Origin of the sequence: Pseudomonas sp. CHM02, assembly GCF_000612585.1 — a bacterium.
GTDB lineage: Bacteria > Pseudomonadota > Gammaproteobacteria > Pseudomonadales > Pseudomonadaceae > Aquipseudomonas.
Genome location: NZ_JFCA01000012.1, coordinates 50,353 through 70,860, shown reverse-complemented (window position 1 = coordinate 70,860; position 20,508 = coordinate 50,353). Strand labels below are relative to the sequence as shown.

Annotated in this window: 16 protein-coding genes; 10 read left to right on the top strand and 6 right to left on the bottom strand. The window is 62.8% G+C overall.

Features of this window, described 5'->3' with window-relative positions; all coding sequences use genetic code 11:
* Positions 1–10: 10 nt before the first annotated feature.
* From BM70_RS0108480 to BM70_RS0108470, 3 genes are read right to left on the bottom strand one after another with little or no spacing between them, the layout of a single operon-like run.
* A complete protein-coding gene (locus BM70_RS0108480; RefSeq protein ID WP_012722318.1) occupies positions 11–211 on the bottom strand; it encodes a DUF1656 domain-containing protein in 201 nt (66 codons plus the stop codon).
* Positions 201–2,390: an FUSC family protein gene (locus BM70_RS0108475; protein ID WP_025855600.1), complete on the bottom strand. Its 2,190-nt coding sequence runs from the start codon at positions 2,388–2,390 to the stop codon at positions 201–203. The genes BM70_RS0108480 and BM70_RS0108475 overlap by 11 nt, the downstream gene beginning before the upstream one ends.
* Before the next feature lie 10 nt (positions 2,391–2,400).
* Positions 2,401–3,912 carry an efflux transporter outer membrane subunit gene (locus BM70_RS0108470; RefSeq protein ID WP_025855599.1) on the bottom strand — a complete coding sequence of 504 codons (1,512 nt, stop codon included), beginning with the start codon at positions 3,910–3,912 and terminating at the stop codon, positions 2,401–2,403.
* Between the two features lie 347 nt (positions 3,913–4,259).
* Here BM70_RS0108470 and BM70_RS0108465 point away from each other — a divergent pair, with 347 nt between their 5' ends.
* From BM70_RS0108465 to BM70_RS0108440, 6 genes are all read left to right on the top strand, one after another.
* The gene (locus tag BM70_RS0108465) at positions 4,260–6,344 is read left to right on the top strand and encodes a hypothetical protein (protein ID WP_025855598.1); all 2,085 of its coding nucleotides are present in this window, start codon (positions 4,260–4,262) and stop codon (positions 6,342–6,344) included.
* Positions 6,345–6,441: 97 nt separating this feature from the next.
* Positions 6,442–7,410 carry a LysR family transcriptional regulator gene (locus tag BM70_RS0108460; RefSeq protein WP_025855597.1) on the top strand — a complete coding sequence of 323 codons (969 nt, stop codon included), beginning with the start codon at positions 6,442–6,444 and terminating at the stop codon, positions 7,408–7,410.
* Between the two features lie 127 nt (positions 7,411–7,537).
* Entirely contained in the window at positions 7,538–8,512 is a 975-nt protein-coding gene (locus BM70_RS0108455) for a D-glycerate dehydrogenase (protein ID WP_025855596.1), read from the top strand.
* A 210-nt stretch (positions 8,513–8,722) separates the two neighbouring features.
* Positions 8,723–9,625, top strand: a complete 903-nt coding sequence (locus tag BM70_RS0108450; protein ID WP_025855595.1) for a chemotaxis protein CheV — start codon at positions 8,723–8,725, stop codon at positions 9,623–9,625.
* A complete protein-coding gene (locus tag BM70_RS0108445) occupies positions 9,622–10,104 on the top strand; it encodes an N-acetyltransferase (protein WP_025855594.1) in 483 nt (160 codons plus the stop codon). Before BM70_RS0108450 ends, BM70_RS0108445 begins: the two co-directional genes overlap by 4 nt.
* Positions 10,105–10,212: 108 nt before the next feature.
* Positions 10,213–10,956 (top strand): YkgJ family cysteine cluster protein, encoded by a 744-nt coding sequence (locus tag BM70_RS0108440; RefSeq protein WP_025855593.1) that lies wholly within the window; start codon positions 10,213–10,215, stop codon positions 10,954–10,956.
* On the opposite strand, the gene BM70_RS0108435 is transcribed toward BM70_RS0108440, so the two are convergent.
* The 3 genes from BM70_RS0108435 to BM70_RS0108425 all read right to left on the bottom strand — a co-directional run bounded on the left by BM70_RS0108435 (position 10,934) and on the right by BM70_RS0108425 (position 13,794).
* Entirely contained in the window at positions 10,934–12,517 is a 1,584-nt protein-coding gene (locus BM70_RS0108435; RefSeq protein WP_025855592.1) for a PAS domain-containing methyl-accepting chemotaxis protein, read from the bottom strand. The genes BM70_RS0108440 and BM70_RS0108435 overlap by 23 nt on opposite strands.
* A 107-nt stretch (positions 12,518–12,624) precedes the next feature.
* The gene (locus BM70_RS0108430) at positions 12,625–13,395 is read right to left on the bottom strand and encodes a transporter substrate-binding domain-containing protein (RefSeq protein ID WP_025855591.1); all 771 of its coding nucleotides are present in this window, start codon (positions 13,393–13,395) and stop codon (positions 12,625–12,627) included.
* Between the two features lie 165 nt (positions 13,396–13,560).
* Positions 13,561–13,794 (bottom strand): hypothetical protein, encoded by a 234-nt coding sequence (locus BM70_RS0108425; RefSeq protein ID WP_010213018.1) that lies wholly within the window; start codon positions 13,792–13,794, stop codon positions 13,561–13,563.
* 214 nt (positions 13,795–14,008) lie between these two features.
* Between BM70_RS0108425 and BM70_RS0108420 the strand changes: the two genes are divergently transcribed.
* The 4 genes from BM70_RS0108420 to BM70_RS0108405 are packed head-to-tail and all read left to right on the top strand — an operon-like array spanning position 14,009 to position 20,330.
* Positions 14,009–15,175, top strand: coding sequence for an efflux RND transporter periplasmic adaptor subunit (locus BM70_RS0108420; protein ID WP_025855590.1), 1,167 nt, complete (start codon positions 14,009–14,011; stop codon positions 15,173–15,175).
* A complete protein-coding gene (locus BM70_RS0108415; RefSeq protein WP_025855589.1) occupies positions 15,172–18,267 on the top strand; it encodes a multidrug efflux RND transporter permease subunit in 3,096 nt (1,031 codons plus the stop codon). The genes BM70_RS0108420 and BM70_RS0108415 overlap by 4 nt, the downstream gene beginning before the upstream one ends.
* Positions 18,268–18,298: 31 nt before the next feature.
* A complete protein-coding gene (locus BM70_RS0108410) occupies positions 18,299–18,976 on the top strand; it encodes a heavy metal response regulator transcription factor (protein ID WP_025855588.1) in 678 nt (225 codons plus the stop codon).
* Positions 18,966–20,330, top strand: a complete 1,365-nt coding sequence (locus tag BM70_RS0108405; RefSeq protein WP_025855587.1) for a heavy metal sensor histidine kinase — start codon at positions 18,966–18,968, stop codon at positions 20,328–20,330. Before BM70_RS0108410 ends, BM70_RS0108405 begins: the two co-directional genes overlap by 11 nt.
* The last annotated feature ends 178 nt before the right edge of the window (positions 20,331–20,508 follow it).

The window sequence follows — 20,508 nt, the reverse complement described above, 5'->3', positions numbered from 1 at the left end:
CGGGGCATTCTCAACGGTAGACGGTCAGCGCCAGGGCGCCGAACAAGCAAACGAACAGGCTCAGGCGCAGCAACGCCGGGTGCCAGAAAAAACGGTACAGGTCGAAGCCGGCCAGGAAGCGGTCCAGCGCCCAGGCCAATACGGCGGCGATCAAAAACATCAGGGTCATGGTCGGCATGTAGACGCCGTGGAAGGCGATTTCACGGGGCATGCATGGCTCCTTGCGTGGCGCCTTTGAGGGCTGCCAGCGGTGATTGCGGGTCCAAAAGCGAGGTGCGGATAAAGTGCAGGTAGCTCTTCACCCGGCGCAGCGCGGAGGTGTCGAAGTGCGGAGCGAACGGTTCGTCGGTGGCCTGCACACGGCTGATCGCATGGTCGACGGCAATCAGGCCGCGCTCCAGGTTGCTCGCGCTCGGTTGCAGGAACAGCCGCACCAGCGAGCGGCCCATCACGCGGATCGCCTGGCGCCAGGGCTGGGATTCGGCGTACGCCGGGTGCACCGGCAGGATCGCCTGTTCCTTGCGCAGTTCGATGATCGCGTGACCGACTTCCAGCACCACGAACATCCAGCGCAGCAAATCGCGTTGTACCTGCGGCTGGCCGACCGCAAGGCCGTAGGCCTGGTGCAGCAGGTCGCGGGTACGGCTTTCGAAACTCGATGCCAGGCCCTTGAGCTTGCCGCTGATCGCATACACCACCTGCTCACGCAGGTCCTGCTCAAGCCGGCGCCACAGCCAGCGGCTGTTGGGCGGCAGGATGATCGCACCCGCCGCCGCGCACACCAGCATGCCAATGACCATGGCGATGTAGTCGTTGATAAAGGTGTAGGGGTTGTAGAGGGTGAGGTTGTCCGGCACCGAGCCGGTGCTGAAGAAGATCAGCAGGCCGACGCCGACACCCGCGTACTGCGGGCGCGAGGCGAGGAACGCACCGAAGATGATCACCGGGGCGAGCATCACGCACAGCAGCGGGAAGCCGTCGATCCAGGGGAACACGAAGAACATTTCGACGAAGCCCACCACGGCGCCGATCAACGTGCCACAGGCCATCTGGAACGCCATGCGCTTGGGGTTGGGCGTGGCGGCGGACAGGCCGACAGTCGCGGCGGCGATCAGGGTCATGGTGGCGCCGCTGGGCCAGGCGGTGGCCACCCAGTAACTGCCGAGCACAATCAGGATGAATGACGCGCGGATGCCCGAGGCGGCGCAGGCCAGCCAGTTGGTTTTCGGGATAAAGGTTTCGTCCCATTGCTCGCGCGCATGGCGGTGGTCGGCCAGGGAGGCATGGGTTTGCGCGTAGTTGTGCAGGTCATCGACGAAGCGGTACAGCAACTCGTAGGCGGTGTGGAAATCCAGCTGTTCATCTTCGCTGGGGTCTCCCTCCTGGAACGTCGCACGCAGGCTGCGGACCTTGGCGGGCAGGTCGTCCTTGTAGGCACTCAGTTGAGTCACCAGGCGCGCCGCATCCGGGCTGGTGAGCGCGCGACCGGAAAAACCATCGAGCACTTCGGCAAGGTCTTGCAGACCGGGCTTGATCGCCGCCGCCACATGATCCGCGTCATCCGTGCGTAGCCGCTCGAGCAATTGGTGCAAGGCGTTGAAGCGCGTGGTGATGCTCATGAATTCGCTGTTGAGGCGACTGAGCCGGCCATTGCGCCGGCGCATATGCGGGTCTTCAAACACCGTGACACTGCGCAGCCCTTCCAGGCCCACGGCTTCGGCGATAAAGCGCACGTTGCTGGCCTCGAACCCTTCACGCTGGCTGCGCCCGCGCAGGCCATCGGTGACGAACAGCGCGAACACGCCAAAGCGCTGGTACAACGCATTGCGCATGGCGGCGCTGGAGGTTTGCGGCAGGATCGCGGCGCTGACCAGGGTGGAACACAGAATCCCCAGGGAGATTTCCAGCACTCGCCACACCGCAGCCATAAAGGCCCCATCCGGATGCGCCAGGGCCGGCAGGCCGACCATCGCCGCGGTGTAGCCGGCAAGCACAAACCCATAGGCGCGGAAGTTACGGTTGCGCGTCGCGCCAGCGGTGCAGATGCCCACCCAGATCGCCAGCGCGCCGAGAAACAGTTCGGTGTTCTGCGCGAACAAGGCGATCAACAGCACCATCACCGCCGACCCCGCCAGGGTGCCGAGGAAGCGATAGAAGCTCTTGGCAAACACCTGGCCGCTCTGGGGCTGCATCACGATAAACACGGTGATCATTGCGGTGCGTGGTTGCGGCAGTTCCAGGCGCATGGCCAACCACAGCGTGAGGAACGCAGCGACCAGCACCTTGAAGATGTACACCCAGGTCACGCCATCGCTGCGTGCCCAGTCGAAAAAACCACGGCGCCACTCAAGGGAATGCAGCCAGCGCAGCGGTGCAGGCAAGGGAGTCATCAAATTCTACTCAGTGATCGAACACGGCCAGCGCCGCCGGGGTCTTGCTCGGGAGGGTCTTGGCGTCTTGCGGCACATCGTCGCCGGCGCCGAGGCCGCCGCCCAGGGCCGTCACCAATTCAGCATGGGCACTCAGGCGCGCGGCCTGGACCTGTTGCTCGATCTGCTGCTGATGGAACAGCAACGTCTGCGCATTCAGCACATTGAGGTAGTCGGTGAGGCCGCGCTGGTAGGCGATCATCGCGATGTCGTAGGTCTTCTGCGCCGACGCCACCGATTGCGCGGCGAAGGCGGATTGCTTATCCATGGATTCGCGGCGGATCAACTGGTCGCTGATGCCCTTGAGGGCATTGACCAGGGTCTGGTTGTACCTGGCGACAGCCATGTCATAACCGGCGCTGGCTTCGCCCAGTTCTGCACGCAAGCGGCCGCCGTCGAAGATCGGCAAGGTAATCGCAGGCCCCACGGTGTAGTTGAGTTTCTTGCCCGCCAGGAACGCCAGCATGCCGCCGCCGGTGGCCATGTAGCCGAGGCTGCCGACCAAGTCGACGTTGGGATAGAACCCGGCGTGGGCCACATCGATGCCCCGGGCCTGGGCCGCGACTTGCCAGCGACTGGCGACCACGTCAGGGCGTTGCCCGAGCAATTGCGCGGGCAGCCTCGACGGCAGTTTCAAGGGCGCGGCGAGGGATAAGGTGGGACGCTGCAATGTCGCGCCCTCCCCCGGCCCTTTGCCCGCCAATGCCGCCAACTGGTTACGGGTCAGGGCAATTTCTTCGTCCAGGGCGTCCAGTTGGCGATGGGTTTCGGGCAATGGGGTTTCGGCCTGGCTTACATCGAAGTGGGTGCCGATCCCGGCGTCCAGGCGCTTATTGGCCAGGTCGAGAATCTGCTGTTGCTGGGCCAATGTGGCCGCAACGATATCGCGGTTGGCGTAATGCAACGACAGCTGGATATAGGCGCGTACCACGTTGTTCTGCAATTCGAGCTGGGCCTGGCGGCCTTCGGCGACGTTCATGTGGACGAGGTCTACGGCACGTTCGGTGGCGTTGCTTTCGCGGCCCCACAGGTCGAGGGCATAGCTCAGGCCCAAGGACGCAGTGTTGTCCCAGGTGTTGGCACCGCTCAGCTCGCCGGGACCATAGAACTGATCCTTCGGCCAGTTGTGGCGCTTGAGCGCAGTGTCGCTGTTGATCTGCAACGCCTGCGCCGACTCGGCGATCCCGGCCATGGCCCGTGCTTCACGCACCCGCGCGGCGGCCATGGCCATGCTTGGGCTGTGTTGGGTGGCGAGGTCGACCCAGCGGTTGAGCTGGGGGTCGCCGTAGGCTTGCCACCATTGCGCGGTGGGCCAGTGGGCGTCTTGGGCGGCGCTCTGGATCGCTTCGTCGGTGGCCAGGTGATTGGCGTTGAGGGACTGGCCTTGGGGGGCGATTCCTCCGGTTCCGATGCAGCCGCTGATTGCTAATGATAAAGCCCAAACACTGAGAGTCTTCAGCTCTCTGCTGATGCGACGCGGCACTGCTGCGTATTCCTGAGGTGGTGTAGCGGGGAGAGGTGGCGCAATTCTAGGGGGTGGCATGGGGAACGATAAGCTGGCATTCCTGTGAATCTTTGTTACCGTTCAGGCGATAATCCGGGCCGGCGCTAAGGATGTCGGGCTATTAATCCCGGTGCAGAGATATTCTCCCTACAGCGCGGTGCGTTGCCAGCAAGCAGAATAACGAGCATTCCACCCTCTGGAGTGCCCGAATGTTTTCAGTCCTCAACGCATGCTCTTTCGGAGCGTCCATACCCGCCCCAGCACAAGAGACCGCTGACGTTCTGCGCAGGCAGCTACACCTCTCGCCCGAACCACTGCAACCCGGCATGCGCCCCCTGAAACGTGATGTGTGCTGGATCGCGGACCGGGTCCTGGAAAAGCTGGTTCCGCTTGCGGACTATCATCGCGATCAAGCATCGATAGAGGCGCTTCACCACAAGCTGTCCAGCCAAGAGCCGAGCCTTGAGGTGTCGGCAGAGGCGTTACCGGACTTCTACGCGTTTTTCAAAAAGGCCGAACACCTGCTTCGCCGGCACCGCACCTCCAGGGACCCGGACATCGAAGCCGACTATGCACTGTGTCGCGCCCTCAAATGGCAGTTTCGGGCAGCCGTCAGCGCTGGCAAACATCTGCGCCTGACGCAAAAGTTATTGCCGGCACTCGCCTATGTCCGCAACGGCGGCGAACGCAGCAACCACCGTCATATCGGCTACAGCTTTGCATTGGAGCCAACGCTACAGACCCGCGCGGGGCCGCAGCTGGCAGCCGACTCCCGCCTGGAGGTCTCCGCCGACCAACGCATCAGAAGCACGCGCGCCATCAGCCTGCAGGCACAGTTGAAGGCATCGATGGAGGAGCAGTTCCAGACCCGCAGCCACCTCGGTATCGGCTATGTTTCGTCTTGCGAATACCCGAACCTGGAACAGTACGCCGATGCGCGCAGCCATTCCGTTCGCACCTCTCTTAGCGAGAGCATCCGCCGCACCGTGAAGAACCTGCCCAGCTTGTTGCGTGATAGCCACCACCTACAGAAACACCTGGCTTACTCAGCGCTGAGCCAACCCTATGTCAGGGCTGCACTGGCCGACGCGGGCCTGACCGATGTTGAGCTGCCCAGCGTGAGAAACACGTCCCAACCGGTGATTATCGAACACGGTTTCACGTTGACGGCCCATAACAAGGCGACGGTGAACGTCTTCAGTGCTCTGCAGGTGAACACCACGATAAAGCCAACCCTGCAACGCACTCACCGCCAGATCACCCTGGACATCCTGAGCCTGTATGACACAGCGCCGGAGTTGGCACACCGCCGCCTGGCCTCGCACAAGTACTACAACGACGACCCTTTGGCGCTGTTGGCCGACATGAAAAACCACATCGACGCCAGCAGCAAACAATTCACCCAGCAGGTCTGCACACCTGTGCCCGTGTCCGAGCTGAACGCCACCCGCCACGCCAGCAACAAACAGGCCCAATCATTGCTGGAGCGCTATGTGCTGCTCAAGACACAATCGCGTATCGACAGGCCGCTGGATAATGAACTGCACACGCTGATCCAGCGCAACCGTGCACAGCTGCGCCCCGATGCGCTGAAAGTCTACAAGCTGACCGCCATAGCCCAGATTCAGAGTTTCTCTGCCGGGATAACGGCCTCGTCGCAGGCAGGGGCGGGCAAAGGCGTGACAATTGAAGTCAGCCACCGCAAGCTCGATGACCCGCACCTGAGCGGTGATTACCTGACAATCGATATTGCCCCTTTTAAATCCCGGCAAGTCGTCAAGAAAATGCTGCACCAAGCACTTCGCACCATTGGCGAGCAGACATTCGACTGGGAACACCTGGTCCGCTCGATCAGCGAATCGCTGCTTGATCCCGCCAGACCGTCCTCCACCCAAGTGCTGGTAAAGATAAAGCACGGCCAACCGGTGGTGCTCTATACCCGTCATACCGTGAACAAAGACCGCGACCTGGTGCTGCCGGAACAGGTTGAACAGTTCAGCGGCATCGAGGCGCAGTCGTTGCGCACACGGCAAACCTTGCGCAAAGAACGGTTAGGCAGCGACTCGCTGGACCACCTGTTGCCAATCGCCCGCCGCTACCTGGAAAACCCCGATGAGCAGCCGGGCTGGGACGATTACGTGGAACGGCACGCCGATGACGTTCATGCATTGCTCGACACCCTGGGCCGGCAGGTCCACGGCACGTCGCTGACCGCAGAGATTGACGCGCTCCAACGCATCAGCCCGGCACTCACCCGGGCCGCCGAAACCCTGATACAGCACGCCCACGCAAGCCTCGACGCGCCTACCCGTGAAAACCGCGCCCGCGCACAGGCGGCATTCAATCACTTGCTCCAGGAATATATGCCGCACTACAGGGCGAAAGTCAGTGAGGCCTGGACCTTGTCCTGACCCTTCGCCCCCCATGTCGGGAGGGGACAGCGCCCAGCGGATACACACCTGCGCGCAACTTCATGTCACAATTTGGCATCTCCCTTGAGAACACTCCATGGACACTTTGCAAAACATGCGCGCCTTCAGTTGCGTGGCCGAAGCCGGCAGCTTCACCGCCGCCGCCGTGCAACTGGATACCACCACTGCCAATGTGTCGCGCGCGGTCTCCAATCTTGAGGCCCATCTGCAAACCCGCTTGCTCAACCGCACTACCCGGCGCATTGCGCTGACCGAGGCCGGCAAACGTTATTTACTGCGCTGCGAACAGATCCTGGCCTACGTCGAGGAAGCCGAGGCCGAAGCCAGCGACGCCCATGCACGCCCTGCCGGGCAGTTGAAAGTGCACACCATGACCGGCATCGGCCAGCATTTCGTCATCGACGCCATTGCCCGCTATCGCCGTACCCACCCGGACGTCACCTTCGACCTGACCCTGGCCAATCGCGTGCCGGACCTGCTCGACGAAGGCTATGACGTGTCCATCGTGCTGGCCAGCGAGCTGCCGGACTCGGGCTTCGTGTCCCAGCGCCTGGGCATCACCTACAGCATCGCCTGTGCCTCGCCGGAGTACGTCAAGGCCAAGGGCTGCGCCCATCGCCCCAATGACCTGCTCAACCACGCCTGCCTGCGCCTGGTCAGCCCGGTGATCCAGCTCGACAAGTGGACCTTCAACGGCCCCGAAGGCCAGGAAAGCGTGGCAATCAACACCTCGCCCTTTCTGGTGAACTCGGCCGATGCGATGAAAACCGCGATCACCAGCGGCATGGGCATCGGCCTGCTGCCGGTGTACGCGGCGATCGAAGGCCTGCGCAACGGCACCCTGGTAAGGGTGATGCCCAACTACCGCTCCCAGGAATTAAACCTGTACGCCATCTACCCGTCACGCCAATACCTGGATGCGAAGATCAAGACCTGGGTGGAATACCTGCGCGGCTCGCTGCCAGAGATTCTGGCGGCACACCAGGCGGAACTGGTGGCGTACGAGTTGAGTGGCAGCCTCAGCGGCGCGCGACTGGCGAACTGATTTCAAGCTGGCAACACCAGCTTCCACATTTGGCCCCTGCCCACTTTAGGTGTGCCGTCTCCTGACAACTGTGGCCAGGAATGTTAGCGTGCTTGGCATTCTTCCGTAGTCGATGAGCCCGCCTGCAATGAAAAAGACTGTCCTCGCTTTCAGCCGTGTCACCCCGGAAATGATCGAACGCCTGCAACAGGACTTCGAGGTGATCGCGCCCAACCCCAAGCAGGGGGATATCAACGCTCAATTCAATGAAGCCCTGCCCCACGCCCACGGGCTGATCGGCGTGGGTCGCAAGCTGGGCCGCGAGCAGTTGCAAGGCGCGAGCAAGCTGGAAGTGGTGTCCAGCGTGTCGGTGGGCTACGACAACTATGACGTAGCGTACTTCAACGAGCGCGGGATAATGCTCACCAACACCCCCGACGTGCTCACCGAAAGCACCGCCGACCTGGCCTTCGCCCTGCTGATGAGCAGTGCCCGCCGCGTGGCCGAGCTGGACGCCTGGACCAAGGCCGGCCAGTGGAAAGCCAGCGTCGGCGCGCCGTTGTTCGGTTGCGATGTGCACGGCAAGACCCTGGGCATCGTGGGCATGGGCAATATCGGCGCGGCCGTGGCTCGGCGTGGACGCCTGGGTTTCAACATGCCGATCCTGTACAGCGGCAACAGCCGCAAGCCGGCGCTGGAGCAGGCACTGGGCGCGCAATTTCGCAGCCTGGATGAGGTGCTGGCCGAGGCGGATTTCGTCTGCCTGGTGGTGCCGTTGAGCGACAAGACCCGTCACCTGATCAGCACGCGTGAGCTGGGGCTGATGAAGTCCAGCGCGATCCTGATCAACATTTCCCGCGGCCCGGTGGTGGACGAGCCGGCGCTGATCGAAGCCCTGCAAAGCCAGCGCATCCGTGGCGCCGGGCTGGATGTGTATGAACAGGAGCCACTGGCCGAGTCGCCGCTGTTCCAACTCAGCAATGCCGTGACCCTGCCGCATATCGGCTCGGCCACCCATGAAACCCGCGAGGCCATGGCCAACCGCGCCCTCGACAACCTGCGCAGCGCCCTGCTGGGCCAGCGCCCGCAGGACCTGGTGAACCCGCAGGTGTGGAAGGGCTGACCCATATAGCCCATGTGGAATGGGGCTTGTGTGGGAGCTGGCTTGCCTGCGATGCAAGCACCTCGGTCTTTCATTTGCCCCGGGGTGATGCTATCGCAGGCAAGCCAGCTCCCACACGCATCCATCCCGACACAAAATCCGGTTAAAGCCTGGCTCCCCGAAGTCGATAACTCTCTATAGATCATCATCCCTGATCCACAGAAGGTTTTTATGTCCACCACCAAAGCCCGCGCAGACTCACTCTCGCTTCTGCTCTTTACCTTGCGCAGCGGCAAGCTGATGGCGATCAACCTGCTGAAAGTCAGCGAAATCATCCCGTGCCCGCCGCTGACCAAGCTGCCGGAGTCCCACCCGCATGTGAAAGGCATCGCCACCCTGCGCGGCAACTCGCTGGCGGTGATCGACCTGAGCCGCGCCCTCGGCGAAATGCCCCTGGCAGACCCGGACGGCGGCTGCCTGATCGTTACCGATGTGAGCCGCTCCAAGCAGGGCCTGCATGTGCAGGCGGTGAGCAAGATCGTGCATTGCCTGACCACCGACATCCGCCCACCACCCTACGGCTCCGGCGGTAACCGTGCGTTTATCACCGGGGTAACCCAGGTGGAAGGCGGCCTGGTGCAGGTGCTGGATATCGAAAAAGTCATCCATGGCATCGCACCGGCGCCAATCGAAGCGGCGCCCACCGACTTGACCATGGAAGAGGCCGAAGTGCTGGGCAATGCGCGCATCCTGGTGGTGGACGACAGCCAGGTCGCGCTGCAGCAATCGGTACACACCCTGCGCAACCTCGGCCTCACTTGCCACACCGCGCGCAGCGCCAAGGAAGCCATCGATGTGCTGCTGGAGCTGCAAGGCACAGCGGAGCAGATCAATGTGGTGGTGTCGGACATCGAGATGTCGGAAATGGACGGCTACGCCCTCACCCGCACCCTGCGCGAAACCCCGGATTTCCAGCATCTGTATATCTTGCTGCACACCTCCCTGGACAGCGCGATGAACAGCGAAAAAGCCCGGCTGGCCGGTGCCGACGCGGTGCTCACCAAGTTCTCCTCGCCCGAATTGACCAAGTGCCTGGTGGTGGCCGCTCAAACCGTGGCGCAAAAAGGCCTGTGAGCGAATACTTCCAACTGCTGCGCCGCGACCTTATCGGCAGCCTGCCCGCCCCGCAGTGGCCGGCGGGCACGCAGTTGGATCATTACCGTAACGACCTGGCCCCGGCGATTCACGCCGTATTGCGCCTGACCCAGGACCAGGGTGGCGGTCGCGTTCCCAACCTGGAAACCTGGCAGCAGCAGTTCACCACCGATGCCGAGTTCGACCCCACGCTGTGCCTGGTGGCCAGCAACGACGACGGCATTCTCGCGGTGGCGCAGTGCTGGACCAGCGCGTTTATCAAGAACCTCTCCGTTCACCCCTGCGCCCAGGGCCAGGGATTGGGCCGCGCATTGCTGTTGCACTGCTTCCATGCGTTCAAGCAACGCGGTGAACCCTATGTGGACCTCAAGGTGCTGGAGAGCAACCTGCGTGCCCGCCAACTGTACGAAAGCGCGGGCATGAGATTTGTCCTGCGCGATGTGGTGCCACAGGACTGACAGGCACTGGCGTGTAACTTGCTTCCAGAGAGCTAAAACGGTGAACAGAGGTAAAAACCCGTCACTGTTCCTGCGTGCCCTCTGACCTTGCCTGGTGACAGATCCGCCATGAACACTCATTTTTCCTGCGTCGGTTGTGGTAAATGCTGCTCCGACCACCACGTGCCCCTGACCCTCGAAGAAGCCCGCCTGTGGGCGGCGGACGGCGGTAACGTCATCGTTCTGGCGGAAGGTTTCCTAGTCAATGGCCTGGGGCTGCCCCAGCAGCAACGCGAACATGCCGAGCGTCGTTCGGTGGTGGTGCCCAGCGGCAATACCGAGGCGTTTGTGGCAATCACCTTTGCCGCCTACAACGCCGGACGCTGCCGGAATCTTGACGAAGACAACCTGTGCCGCATCTATGAACGCCGCCCGCTGGTGTGCCGCATCTATCCGATGGAGATCAACCCGCATATCCCGCTGAACCCCGCCGCCAAGGATTGCCCGCCGGAGTCCTGGGAACAGGGGCCGGAGCTGATCGTGGGCGGCCAGTTGATGGACCCGGAACTGGCGCAGTTGATCCAGCGCTCACGCCAGGCCGACCGTGATGATGTGCAGACCAAGGAAGCGGTGTGCGCCTTGCTCGGCATTCGCACCACAGCGCTCAAGGGGGATGGGTTTACCGCTTACCTGCCGGACATGGGCGCGTTTGCCCAAGCGATCGAGTTGGCGGTGGGTCAGCCGTCCGTGGCCAATGAATGGGTGTTCCATGTGTCGGGGATGGACATCGCCGAGCACGTGCTGGATGCCGGGGCGCAGATTGCCACCGAAGTGCCGGCCAACTATGCGTTTATCTCGTTGCGCGCGGCCTAGACCAGAACTCCCGCGCCAATTGCCGTAGATCCTCCGCCAGTGCGGCCACATCGCTTGAACTGAGCCGGCTCTGTTGCCCGGCACTGACGGTGGCCTCGCCGGCATCACGGATGCCGACGATGTTGCGATTGATGTCCTCGCTCACCGTGCTCTGCTCTTCCACGGCGGTTGCAATCTGCTGGCTCATGGCGGTGATTTGCATGACGCGCTGGCTGATGCCATCCAGTGCGACGGCGGCCTGCTGGGCCTGTCTGACGCTGGCTTCGACATGCTCGCCACTGTGGGCCATGGCCTGTACCGCGTCCCGTGCGCCGCCTTGCAGGGTGCTGATCATGCGCTGGATTTCGTCGGTCGATTGCTGGGTGCGCTGGGCCAGACCACGCACTTCATCGGCCACCACCGCAAACCCGCGCCCTTGCTCACCGGCCCGCGCCGCTTCGATAGCCGCGTTCAGGGCCAGCAGGTTGGTCTGCTCGGCAATCGTGCGGATCACTTCCAGCACGCCGCTGATTTCACCGCTGTGGTTTTCCAACTGGTGGATCACCTGCGTGGCTCGCGCCAGCTCCTGGGACAAGCGCAACACCGCATCACGACTTTCATCCACACGCAGGTGGCCTTCACGGGTTTCGCTGCCGGCCTGCTCGGCCGCCTTGGACGCCTGCTGGGCATGGTTGGCCATTTCGGCCACGCTGGCGGCCATCTGGTGAATGGCTGCGGCCACCTGGTCGGTCTGGGTCTGCTGGCCCAGGCTGCTGGCGTGACTGCTGTCGAGGTGCTGCACCAACCGTGCAGCGTGGCCGGAAAGACGCTGAGAGGCATCACCGATACGCCCGACCACCGCGCCGGCTTGGGCTTCGAGCATGTGCAGGGCGAACTCGATCTGCCCGCACTCGTCGCGGCGCCCGGTGTAGATCACCTGGCTCAGCGGGTTGTCGGCCACCCGGCGCGCCCGCTGTTGCAGTTCAACCAAGGGCCGCAACATCAGCCGCACGCCAGCCGCCCCCACCGCACACCCCGCCACCAACGCCAGTAACTGCCAGACCAGCGCGTAATCCGTCAGGCCCAAGCCCAAGGCCCAGGTCACCGCGCAAGTGGCGATACCCCATGCCGATAATTTCACCCCCATGCCGACGATCGGCCAGGACAGCCGCTTGCCCGCTCGCATGCGCGCATACATCCGCTCCGCCACGACGATCCTGCGCGCATCCGGCTTGGTACGCACCGATTGATACTCGACCGTCGCGCCCTCTCGGGTCACCGGTGTGGCATACGCGCTGACCCAATAGTGGTCACCGTTTTTGCAGCGGTTTTTCACCATGCCCATCCACGACCGGCCGCTCTTGAGGGTTTGCCACATATGGGCGAACGCCTCGGCCGGCATGTCCGGATGCCGCAGGATGTTGTGCGACGCACCCAGCAGCTCGTCACGGCTGTAGCCGCTGATGTCGATGAAGTCCTGGTTGGCGTAGGTAATCGCGCTGGTCAGGTCGGTGGTCGAAAGGATGTTGGCGTCGGGGGCAAAGTCCACATTCCGACCGGTGACCGGCAGATTGATCTTCATGGAGAAGCGCGCTCGTGATTGTTAGGGGGGTCGGCAGGGCGTCGACTCTAAGCGCATCGATGGGGTAAATACTGATCCAGCTCATGTTCCGCGCAATTAATTAGCCATCACGGCGCGTCCAGGCGATAAGGCTCGACGATCCGCAGGTACTCGCCGTTGTGCTTGAGCTGCTCAAGCGCACGGTTAAGCTCGACACGCAGCGCCGTGTCGGTATTGCGCAGCGCAATCGCAACACCATTGCCCAACAGCTCAGCACAAACGGCGGGGCCCAGGAAGTCGAAATCCTGGCCGGCAGCCGTGTCGAGCAGGGCCTCGCGAATTTCCACAGTGCCCTGCAGAGTCGCATCGATATCGCCTGCCACCAGGCTGCGGACCAGTTCGTCGTTGAGCCAGAAACTCTTGATAATCACGCCTTTGCGCGCCCATTGCGAACGAACAAAGGCTTCGCGATTACTGCCCAGCAGTACGCCAACTCGCTTGCCCTTGAGCGAGCCTGGCGTCGGCATCAGGCCCGAGCTTCGACGTGCGACCAGGCGCGTGGTGAAGGGGTAGAGGTTCTCGGTGAAACTGACCCAGCGCCGGCGTAGTGGTGTCGGAGCGATGCCCATGATTGCATCGAATTGCCGCGCTTCAAGACGTTCGAAGTTTTCGACCAGCACCTGGTCGACCCAGGTACAGCGCACATTCAACTGCTCGCAAAGCGCGTTGCCCAACTCGATATTCAAACCGACCAACTGTCCTTGCGGGTTGCGGCTCTGGAAGGGGGGAAATTGCGCGGCAACGGCGAAGCGGATTTCGCGTCGAGGTTGATCAAGGCCTGCAACGGCATCCACCGCAAGCAACAGTACAAGCGTTACACAAAGGTGTATCAGGGCCACAGGAAACGTCCTTTTCCGGAAAGAGCGCCCTCCGCTGCTCCCTGTGGAAAAACCAGGGGGGCAGCGGAAGCTGCGCAAGCTTTCAAGAAACGGTCGCGGGCCTACAAGTAGAAATAGCGACTGGAGTTGTAGGCAACATCCCGCAAATATTACAGCGGATCAATCTTAACGTTTACCCATGGAACGGCGAGTGCCCGGTGGCGCCATGCCTGGGGTCTTGGTGTGGCCGTTCTTGGCGCCGTTTTTGTACCAGGGCTGGGCGGCATTCTTGGCCCCGGCCAGTTCACCCGGCTTGAACGGAAACTTGAACGCCGGGATCTCGGCTTTTTCAACGCCTTCGGCGCTGGCCGGATCGACGAGGTCGGCCGCTTCAACAGGGGGTTGTGTCGGGGAAGTCATGGAAGCTCCGGAACGTGCAAAAAATGACGCGGGGCCGGCTTGCGGGCCACGCTGGCGCGCAGTATACCTGCCCGCCTCGGATCTTTAACCACCACCGGTACGAATGGTCGGCCTTTACTGACAGCGCTGTCAGTTAGCAGTCACCTTGCTGACCGGGTTGGCAGGCTATAAAGGCCTCTCACACTTCCAATCCTTTGCCCTGGCGCCCCACCCCATGCAAATTCAACGAAAAACCGCCCTGATCGTGGGTGTCCTCGTGGTGCTGGCCGTTGCAGCGTGGGCGTTGACCCGCCCGGCCAAGGCCAAACTGGCGGCGCCTACTGCCATTCCGGTGCGGGTGGTGAGTGTCGCGCAGCAGGATATTCCGCGCTTTGTCAGCGGGATTGGTTCGGTGCTGTCGCTGCACAGCGTGGTGATTCGCCCGCAAGTGGACGGCATCCTCACTAAGTTGCTGGTCAAGGAAGGCCAACTGGTCAAGGCCGGTGACCTGCTGGCCACCATCGATGACCGCTCGATCCGCGCCAGCCTTGACCAGGCCAAGGCCCAATTGGGCGAAAGCCAGGCGCAGTTGCAGGTGGCGCTGGTCAACCTCAAGCGCTACAAGGAATTGAGCGTCGACGATGGCGTCTCCAAGCAGACCTATGACCAGCAACAAGCCCTGGTCAACCAACTGAAAGCCACTGCCCAAGGCAACCAGGCCGCGATCGATTCGGCTCAGGTACAACTTTCCTACACCCAAATTCGTTCACCGGTCAGTGGCCGCGTGGGTATTCGCACCGTGGATGAGGGCAACTTCCTGCGTACAGCCGATACCCAGGGCCTGTTCTCCGTGACCCAGATCGACCCGATTGCCGTCGAGTTTTCCCTGCCACAGCAAATGCTGCCCACCCTGCAGGGCCTGATCGCAGCCCCCACCAAGGCCAGCGTCGATGCCTACATGGGCGCCGACACTGACGGCCAGACTGGTGACCTGTTGGGTGAAGGCCATTTGAGCCTGATCGACAACCAGATCAGCTCCACCACCGGCACCCTGCGCGCCAAGGCCGAATTCAGCAACGCCTCGCAGCGCCTGTGGCCGGGGCAACTGGTGACCATCAAGATCCAGACGGCCCTCGACAAAAATGCCCTGGTGGTGCCGCCGACAGTGGTGCAACGCGGCCTGGATTCGCACTTTGTGTACCGGGTCAACGGTGACAAGGTCGACGTGGTGCCGGTACAGATCACGTACCAGGACAGCGACGTGAATATCATCAAGGGCGTGCAGGCCGGGGACGTGCTGGTCAGTGACGGCCAGTCGCGACTCAAGGCCGGCGCCCAGGTGGAAGTCCTCAAGGAGCCGCCGCAGGTGATCCAGACCGCCGACGCCAAGGTGCAGCCATGAGCGGCATCCGTTCGCCGTCGGCCTGGTGCGTCGACCACCCGGTCGCCACCCTGCTGTTGACCTTCGCCCTGGTGCTGCTCGGGCTGATTGCCTTCCCGCGCCTGGCCATCGCCCCACTGCCGGAAGCGGAATTTCCGACGATCCAGGTCACCGCCACCCTGCCCGGCGCCAGCCCGGACACCATGGCGTCATCCGTGGCCACGCCGTTGGAGGTGCAATTCAGCGCCATCCCCGGCATGACCCAGATGACCTCCAGCAGCGCCTTGGGCTCCAGCCTGCTGACCCTGCAATTCACCCTGACCAAGAGCATCGACACCGCCGCCCAAGAAGTGCAGGCGGCGATCAACACCGCGTCCGGCAAGCTGCCCAGCGACATGCCCAGCCTGCCGACCTGGAAGAAGGTCAACCCGGCAGACAGCCCGGTGCTGATCCTCAGCGTCAGTTCCAACAGCATGCCCAGCACCGAGCTGAGCGACTTGGTGGAAACCCTGCTGGCCCGGCAGATCAGCCAGATCGACGGCGTCGGCCAGATCAACATCACCGGCCAGCAACGCCCGGCGATCCGTGTACAAGCCTCCCCGGACAAACTCGCCGCCATCGGCCTGACCCTGGCCGATATCCGCCTGGCCATCCAGCAATCGAGCCTCAACCTGGCCAAGGGCGCGATCTACGGCGAGAACAGCGTGTCGACCCTGTCGACCAACGACCAGTTGTTTCATCCGAATGATTACGCACAGCTGATCGTGTCCTACAAGGACGGAGCGCCCGTTCAACTGCGTGATATCGCCAAAGTCATCAACGGTTCGGAAAACGCCTACGTGCAGGCCTGGTCCGGCGACACACCAGGGGTCAACCTGGTGATTTCACGCCAGCCCGGCGCGAACATCGTCGAGACCGTGGACCGCATCCAGTCCGAACTGCCGCGCCTGCAAGCCATGCTGCCGGCATCGGTGCAGGTCAGCGTGTTGACCGACCGTACCAAGACCATTCGCGCGTCGCTGCATGAAGTGGAAGTGACCCTGCTGATCGCCATCCTGCTGGTGGTGGCGGTGATGGCGCTGTTCCTGCGGCAGTTGTCGGCGACGATGATTGTGTCCAGCGTGCTGGGTGTGTCGCTGGTCGCCAGTTTTGCGTTGATGTACCTGATGGGCTTCAGCCTGAACAACCTCACCTTGGTGGCGATCGTGATCGCCGTGGGGTTTGTGGTGGACGATGCCATCGTGGTGGTGGAAAACATTCACCGCCATCTGGAGGCGGGCCTCGACAAGCGTGAAGCGGCGATCAAGGGCGCCGGGGAGATCGGCTTTACGGTGGTGTCCATCAGCTTCTCGCTGGTAGCGGCGTTTATTCCGCTGCTGTTCATGGGCGGCGTGGTCGGGCGGTTGTTCAAGGAATTCGCCTTGACGGCCACCTCGACCATCCTGATTTCGGTGGTGGTCTCGCTGACCCTCGCGCCGACCCTGGCCGCGCTGTTCATGCGCGCCCCCACTCACCACGCCCACGACAAACCGGGCTTCAGCGAACGACTGCTGGCCGGCTATGCGCGCAACCTGCGCCGCGCCCTGGCCCATCAACGCACGATGGCGGCGATCTTCGTGGTGACCCTGGCCCTGGCCGTGGTTGGCTACGTGTTTATCCCCAAGGGGTTCTTCCCCGTGCAGGACACCGGCTTTGTGCTCGGCACCAGCGAAGCGGCGGCCGATGTGTCGTACCCGGACATGGTCGCCAAGCACAAGGCGCTGGCCGAGATCGTCAAGGCCGACCCTGCGGTGGAAGCGTTTTCGCATTCGGTAGGGGTGACGGGCAGTAACCAGACCATCGCCAACGGCCGCTTCTGGATTGCCTTGAAGGACCGCGGTGACCGCGACGTGTCCGCCAGCCAGTTCATCGACCGCATCCGCCCGAAACTGGCCAAAGTGCCGGGCATCGTGCTGTACCTGCGCGCCGGGCAAGACATCAACCTGAGTTCCGGCCCCAGCCGCGCCCAGTACCAGTACGTGCTCAAGAGCAACGACGGCCCGACGCTCAACACCTGGACCCAGCGCCTCACCGAGAAACTGCGCGCCAACCCGGCATTCCGCGACCTGTCCAACGACCTGCAACTGGGCGGCAGCATCACCCATATCAGCATCGACCGTCAGGCTGCCGCGCGCTTCGGCCTGACTGCCACCGATGTGGACCAGGCGCTGTACGACGCTTTCGGCCAGCGCCAGATCAACGAATTCCAGACCGAGATCAACCAATACCAAGTGGTGCTGGAACTGGACACCCAGCAACGCGGCAAGGCCGAGAGCCTCAACTACTTCTACCTGCGCTCGCCGCTCACAAACGAGATGGTGCCGCTGTCGGCTCTGGCCAAGGTTGACCCGCCCACCGTGGGGCCGCTTTCGATCAGTCATGACGGCATGTTCCCGGCGGCCAACCTGTCGTTCAACCTGGCGCCGGGCGTGGCGTTGGGCGATGCGGTGATCATGCTCAACCAGGCCAAGAATGAAATCGGCATGCCCACCACCATCATCGGCAACTTCCAGGGTGCGGCCCAGGCGTTCCAGAGCTCGCTGGCCAGCCAACCGTGGCTGATCCTGGCGGCACTGGTGGCGGTGTACATCATCCTGGGCGTGTTGTACGAGAGTTTCGTGCACCCGCTGACGATCATCTCCACCTTGCCGTCGGCCGGGTTGGGGGCGCTGATCATGCTGTCGCTGATGGGCCAGGACTTTTCGATCATGGCGCTGATCGGCCTGGTGCTGTTGATCGGCATCGTGAAGAAAAACGGCATCCTGATGATCGACTTTGCCCTGGAGGCCCAGCGTGTCAGGGGCCTGTCGCCGGAGGATGCGATCTATGAGGCCTGCGTCACGCGGTTCCGGCCGATCATCATGACCACCCTCGCTGCCCTGCTCGGCGCGGTGCCGCTGATGCTCGGCGCCGGCCCCGGTGCGGAAATGCGCCAACCGCTGGGTATCGCGGTGGTCGGCGGCTTGCTGGTGAGCCAGGCGCTGACGCTGTTCACCACCCCCGTCATATACTTGTACCTTGAGAAGTTTTTCCACAGGCCCAAACCAACGCCTGCTTTGGCAACCACCCATTGAGGCTGAGGCCCCGTCCTGGAGCAAGAAGCTCATGCGCGTCCTGATTATTGAAGATGAAGAAAAAACCGCGGATTACCTGCACCGCGGCCTGACGGAACAGGGCTATGCGGTCGACGTCGCCCGCGAAGGCGTCGAGGGCCTGCACCTGGCGCTGGAGAACGACTACGCCGTGATCGTGCTCGACGTGATGCTCCCCGGGCTCGATGGCTTCGGCGTATTGCGTGCGTTGCGTGCACGCAAGCAGACGCCGGTCATCATGCTCACCGCCCGCGAACGCGTGGAAGACCGCATCCGCGGCCTGCGCGAGGGCGCCGACGATTACCTGGGCAAACCCTTCTCCTTCCTGGAACTGGTGGCGCGCCTGCAAGCCCTGACCCGCCGCAGTGGCGGCCATGAACCGGTGCAGGTGACGGTCGCCGACCTGTGGATCGACCTGATCAGCCGCAAGGCCAGCCGCAACGGCCTGCGCCTGGACCTGACCGCCAAGGAGTTCTCGCTGCTCAGCGTATTGGCGCGGCGCCAGGGCGAGATCCTGTCCAAGACCGCGATTGCGGAAATGGTCTGGGACATCAATTTCGACAGTGACGCCAACGTGGTGGAAGTCGCGATCAAGCGCCTGCGCGCCAAGCTCGACGGACCGTTCGACACCAAGCTGCTGCACACCATCCGCGGCATGGGCTATGTGCTGGAGAGCCGCAGTGTCAGCTAACTCCATTGCCCTGCGCCTGAGCAGCATGTTCAGCCTGGTGGCGCTGCTGATCTTCCTGTTGATCGGCGGCGCGCTGTATCAGCAGGTGGACCGCAGCCTCGGCCTGCTGCCGGGCGCCGAGTTGGACGCACGTTACAGTGTGCTGGAGTCTTCGGTGAACCGCTTCGGTACGCCGGACCATTGGGTGAAGATGCAGGCCAAGCTCAAGTTGTTGGGCGAAGAAGACAAGCGCATCCGCTTCTGGGTGGTAAGCAGCGATCCGAACTACGAATACGGCAACCCCGATGCGCAGATCCGCGCCTTCGCCGAAGGCCCGACGGGCAAGCGCGACTTGCGCCTGCCGGGGCGCGAATACCCGCTCAAGGTACTGGTGAGCCAGTTCCCGGCCAAGGACCAGCGCCCGCCGCTGCGTTTCATGATCGCCATCGACACCGAGAACTTCCGTGCCACCCAGCACCACCTGCTGGTGGCGCTGGTCAGCCTCGCGCTGGTGGGTGTATTGCTGGCGTCGTTGCTGGGCTTCTGGGTCGCGCGCATCGGCCTCAAGCCGCTGGGCAAACTCTCGGATGAGGCGCAGAAACTCGCCCCGCCCAAACTCTCCGGGCGCCTGCAACTGTCGCCGTTGCCGCCGGAGTTGAGCCAGTTCGTCAACTCGTTCAACTCCACCCTGGACCGTGTCGAGCAGGCCTATTCGCGCCTGGAGTCGTTCAATGCCGACGTGGCGCACGAACTGCGCTCGCCCCTGACCAACCTGATCGGCCAGACCCAGGTCGCGCTGACCCGCGGGCGTTCGGCCGAGCATTATTTCGAGGTGCTGCAATCCAACCTCGAAGAGTTGGAGCGACTGCGTTCGATCATCAACGATATGCTCTTCCTCGCCAGCGCCGACCAGGGCAGCAAGGCCACCAAGCTGATCGAAAGCTCCCTGGCCGATGAAGTGGCCACCACCCTCGACTACCTGGACTTCATCCTCGAAGACGCCCAAGTGCAGGTGCAGGTCCACGGCGATGCCCTGGTACAGATCGAAAAAGCCCACCTGCGTCGCGCCCTGATCAACCTGCTGAGCAACGCGGTGCAGCACACCGCGCCCGGGCAGGTGATCGTCGTGAACATCGAGGTGCAGGAGCATCAGGTGGCGATCGGTGTGACCAACCCCGGCGACGTGATCGCCAGCGAGCACTTGCCACGTCTGTTCGAGCGGTTTTATCGAGTGGACGCTTCGCGCAGCAACAGCGGGGCCAATCATGGCCTGGGCCTGGCCATCGTCAAGGCGATTGCCTTGATGCACGGCGGCGATGTGTTCGTGCGCAGCGAGCAGGGCGGCAATACCTTCGGCATCACCCTGCCGGCCTGAACACCTCGATCAACAGGCAAGCCAGCTCCCAAAGAAGATCTCCATCGCCCTGACTGTTGCGATTTGGGCAACAGTCATTATCTTGTTACACTCTGTATCGTACCGCTCGCCTGCGTTAATTTGACGCATCGATGAGCGTGACGGCAAAGGCAGCCTCCCGCTTACCCGAATTTCCCTC

Coding starts and splice junctions, on each gene's coding strand:
- BM70_RS0108480 (WP_012722318.1), bottom strand. CDS start 211: ATGCCCCGTGAAATCGCCTTCCACGGCGTCTACATGCCGACCATGACC.
- BM70_RS0108475 (WP_025855600.1), bottom strand. CDS start 2,390: ATGACTCCCTTGCCTGCACCGCTGCGCTGGCTGCATTCCCTTGAGTGG.
- BM70_RS0108465 (WP_025855598.1), top strand. CDS start 4,260: ATGCGCCCCCTGAAACGTGATGTGTGCTGGATCGCGGACCGGGTCCTG.
- BM70_RS0108460 (WP_025855597.1), top strand. CDS start 6,442: ATGGACACTTTGCAAAACATGCGCGCCTTCAGTTGCGTGGCCGAAGCC.
- BM70_RS0108455 (WP_025855596.1), top strand. CDS start 7,538: ATGAAAAAGACTGTCCTCGCTTTCAGCCGTGTCACCCCGGAAATGATC.
- BM70_RS0108450 (WP_025855595.1), top strand. CDS start 8,723: ATGTCCACCACCAAAGCCCGCGCAGACTCACTCTCGCTTCTGCTCTTT.
- BM70_RS0108440 (WP_025855593.1), top strand. CDS start 10,213: ATGAACACTCATTTTTCCTGCGTCGGTTGTGGTAAATGCTGCTCCGAC.
- BM70_RS0108435 (WP_025855592.1), bottom strand. CDS start 12,517: ATGAAGATCAATCTGCCGGTCACCGGTCGGAATGTGGACTTTGCCCCC.
- BM70_RS0108425 (WP_010213018.1), bottom strand. CDS start 13,794: ATGACTTCCCCGACACAACCCCCTGTTGAAGCGGCCGACCTCGTCGAT.
- BM70_RS0108420 (WP_025855590.1), top strand. CDS start 14,009: ATGCAAATTCAACGAAAAACCGCCCTGATCGTGGGTGTCCTCGTGGTG.
- BM70_RS0108415 (WP_025855589.1), top strand. CDS start 15,172: ATGAGCGGCATCCGTTCGCCGTCGGCCTGGTGCGTCGACCACCCGGTC.
- BM70_RS0108410 (WP_025855588.1), top strand. CDS start 18,299: ATGCGCGTCCTGATTATTGAAGATGAAGAAAAAACCGCGGATTACCTG.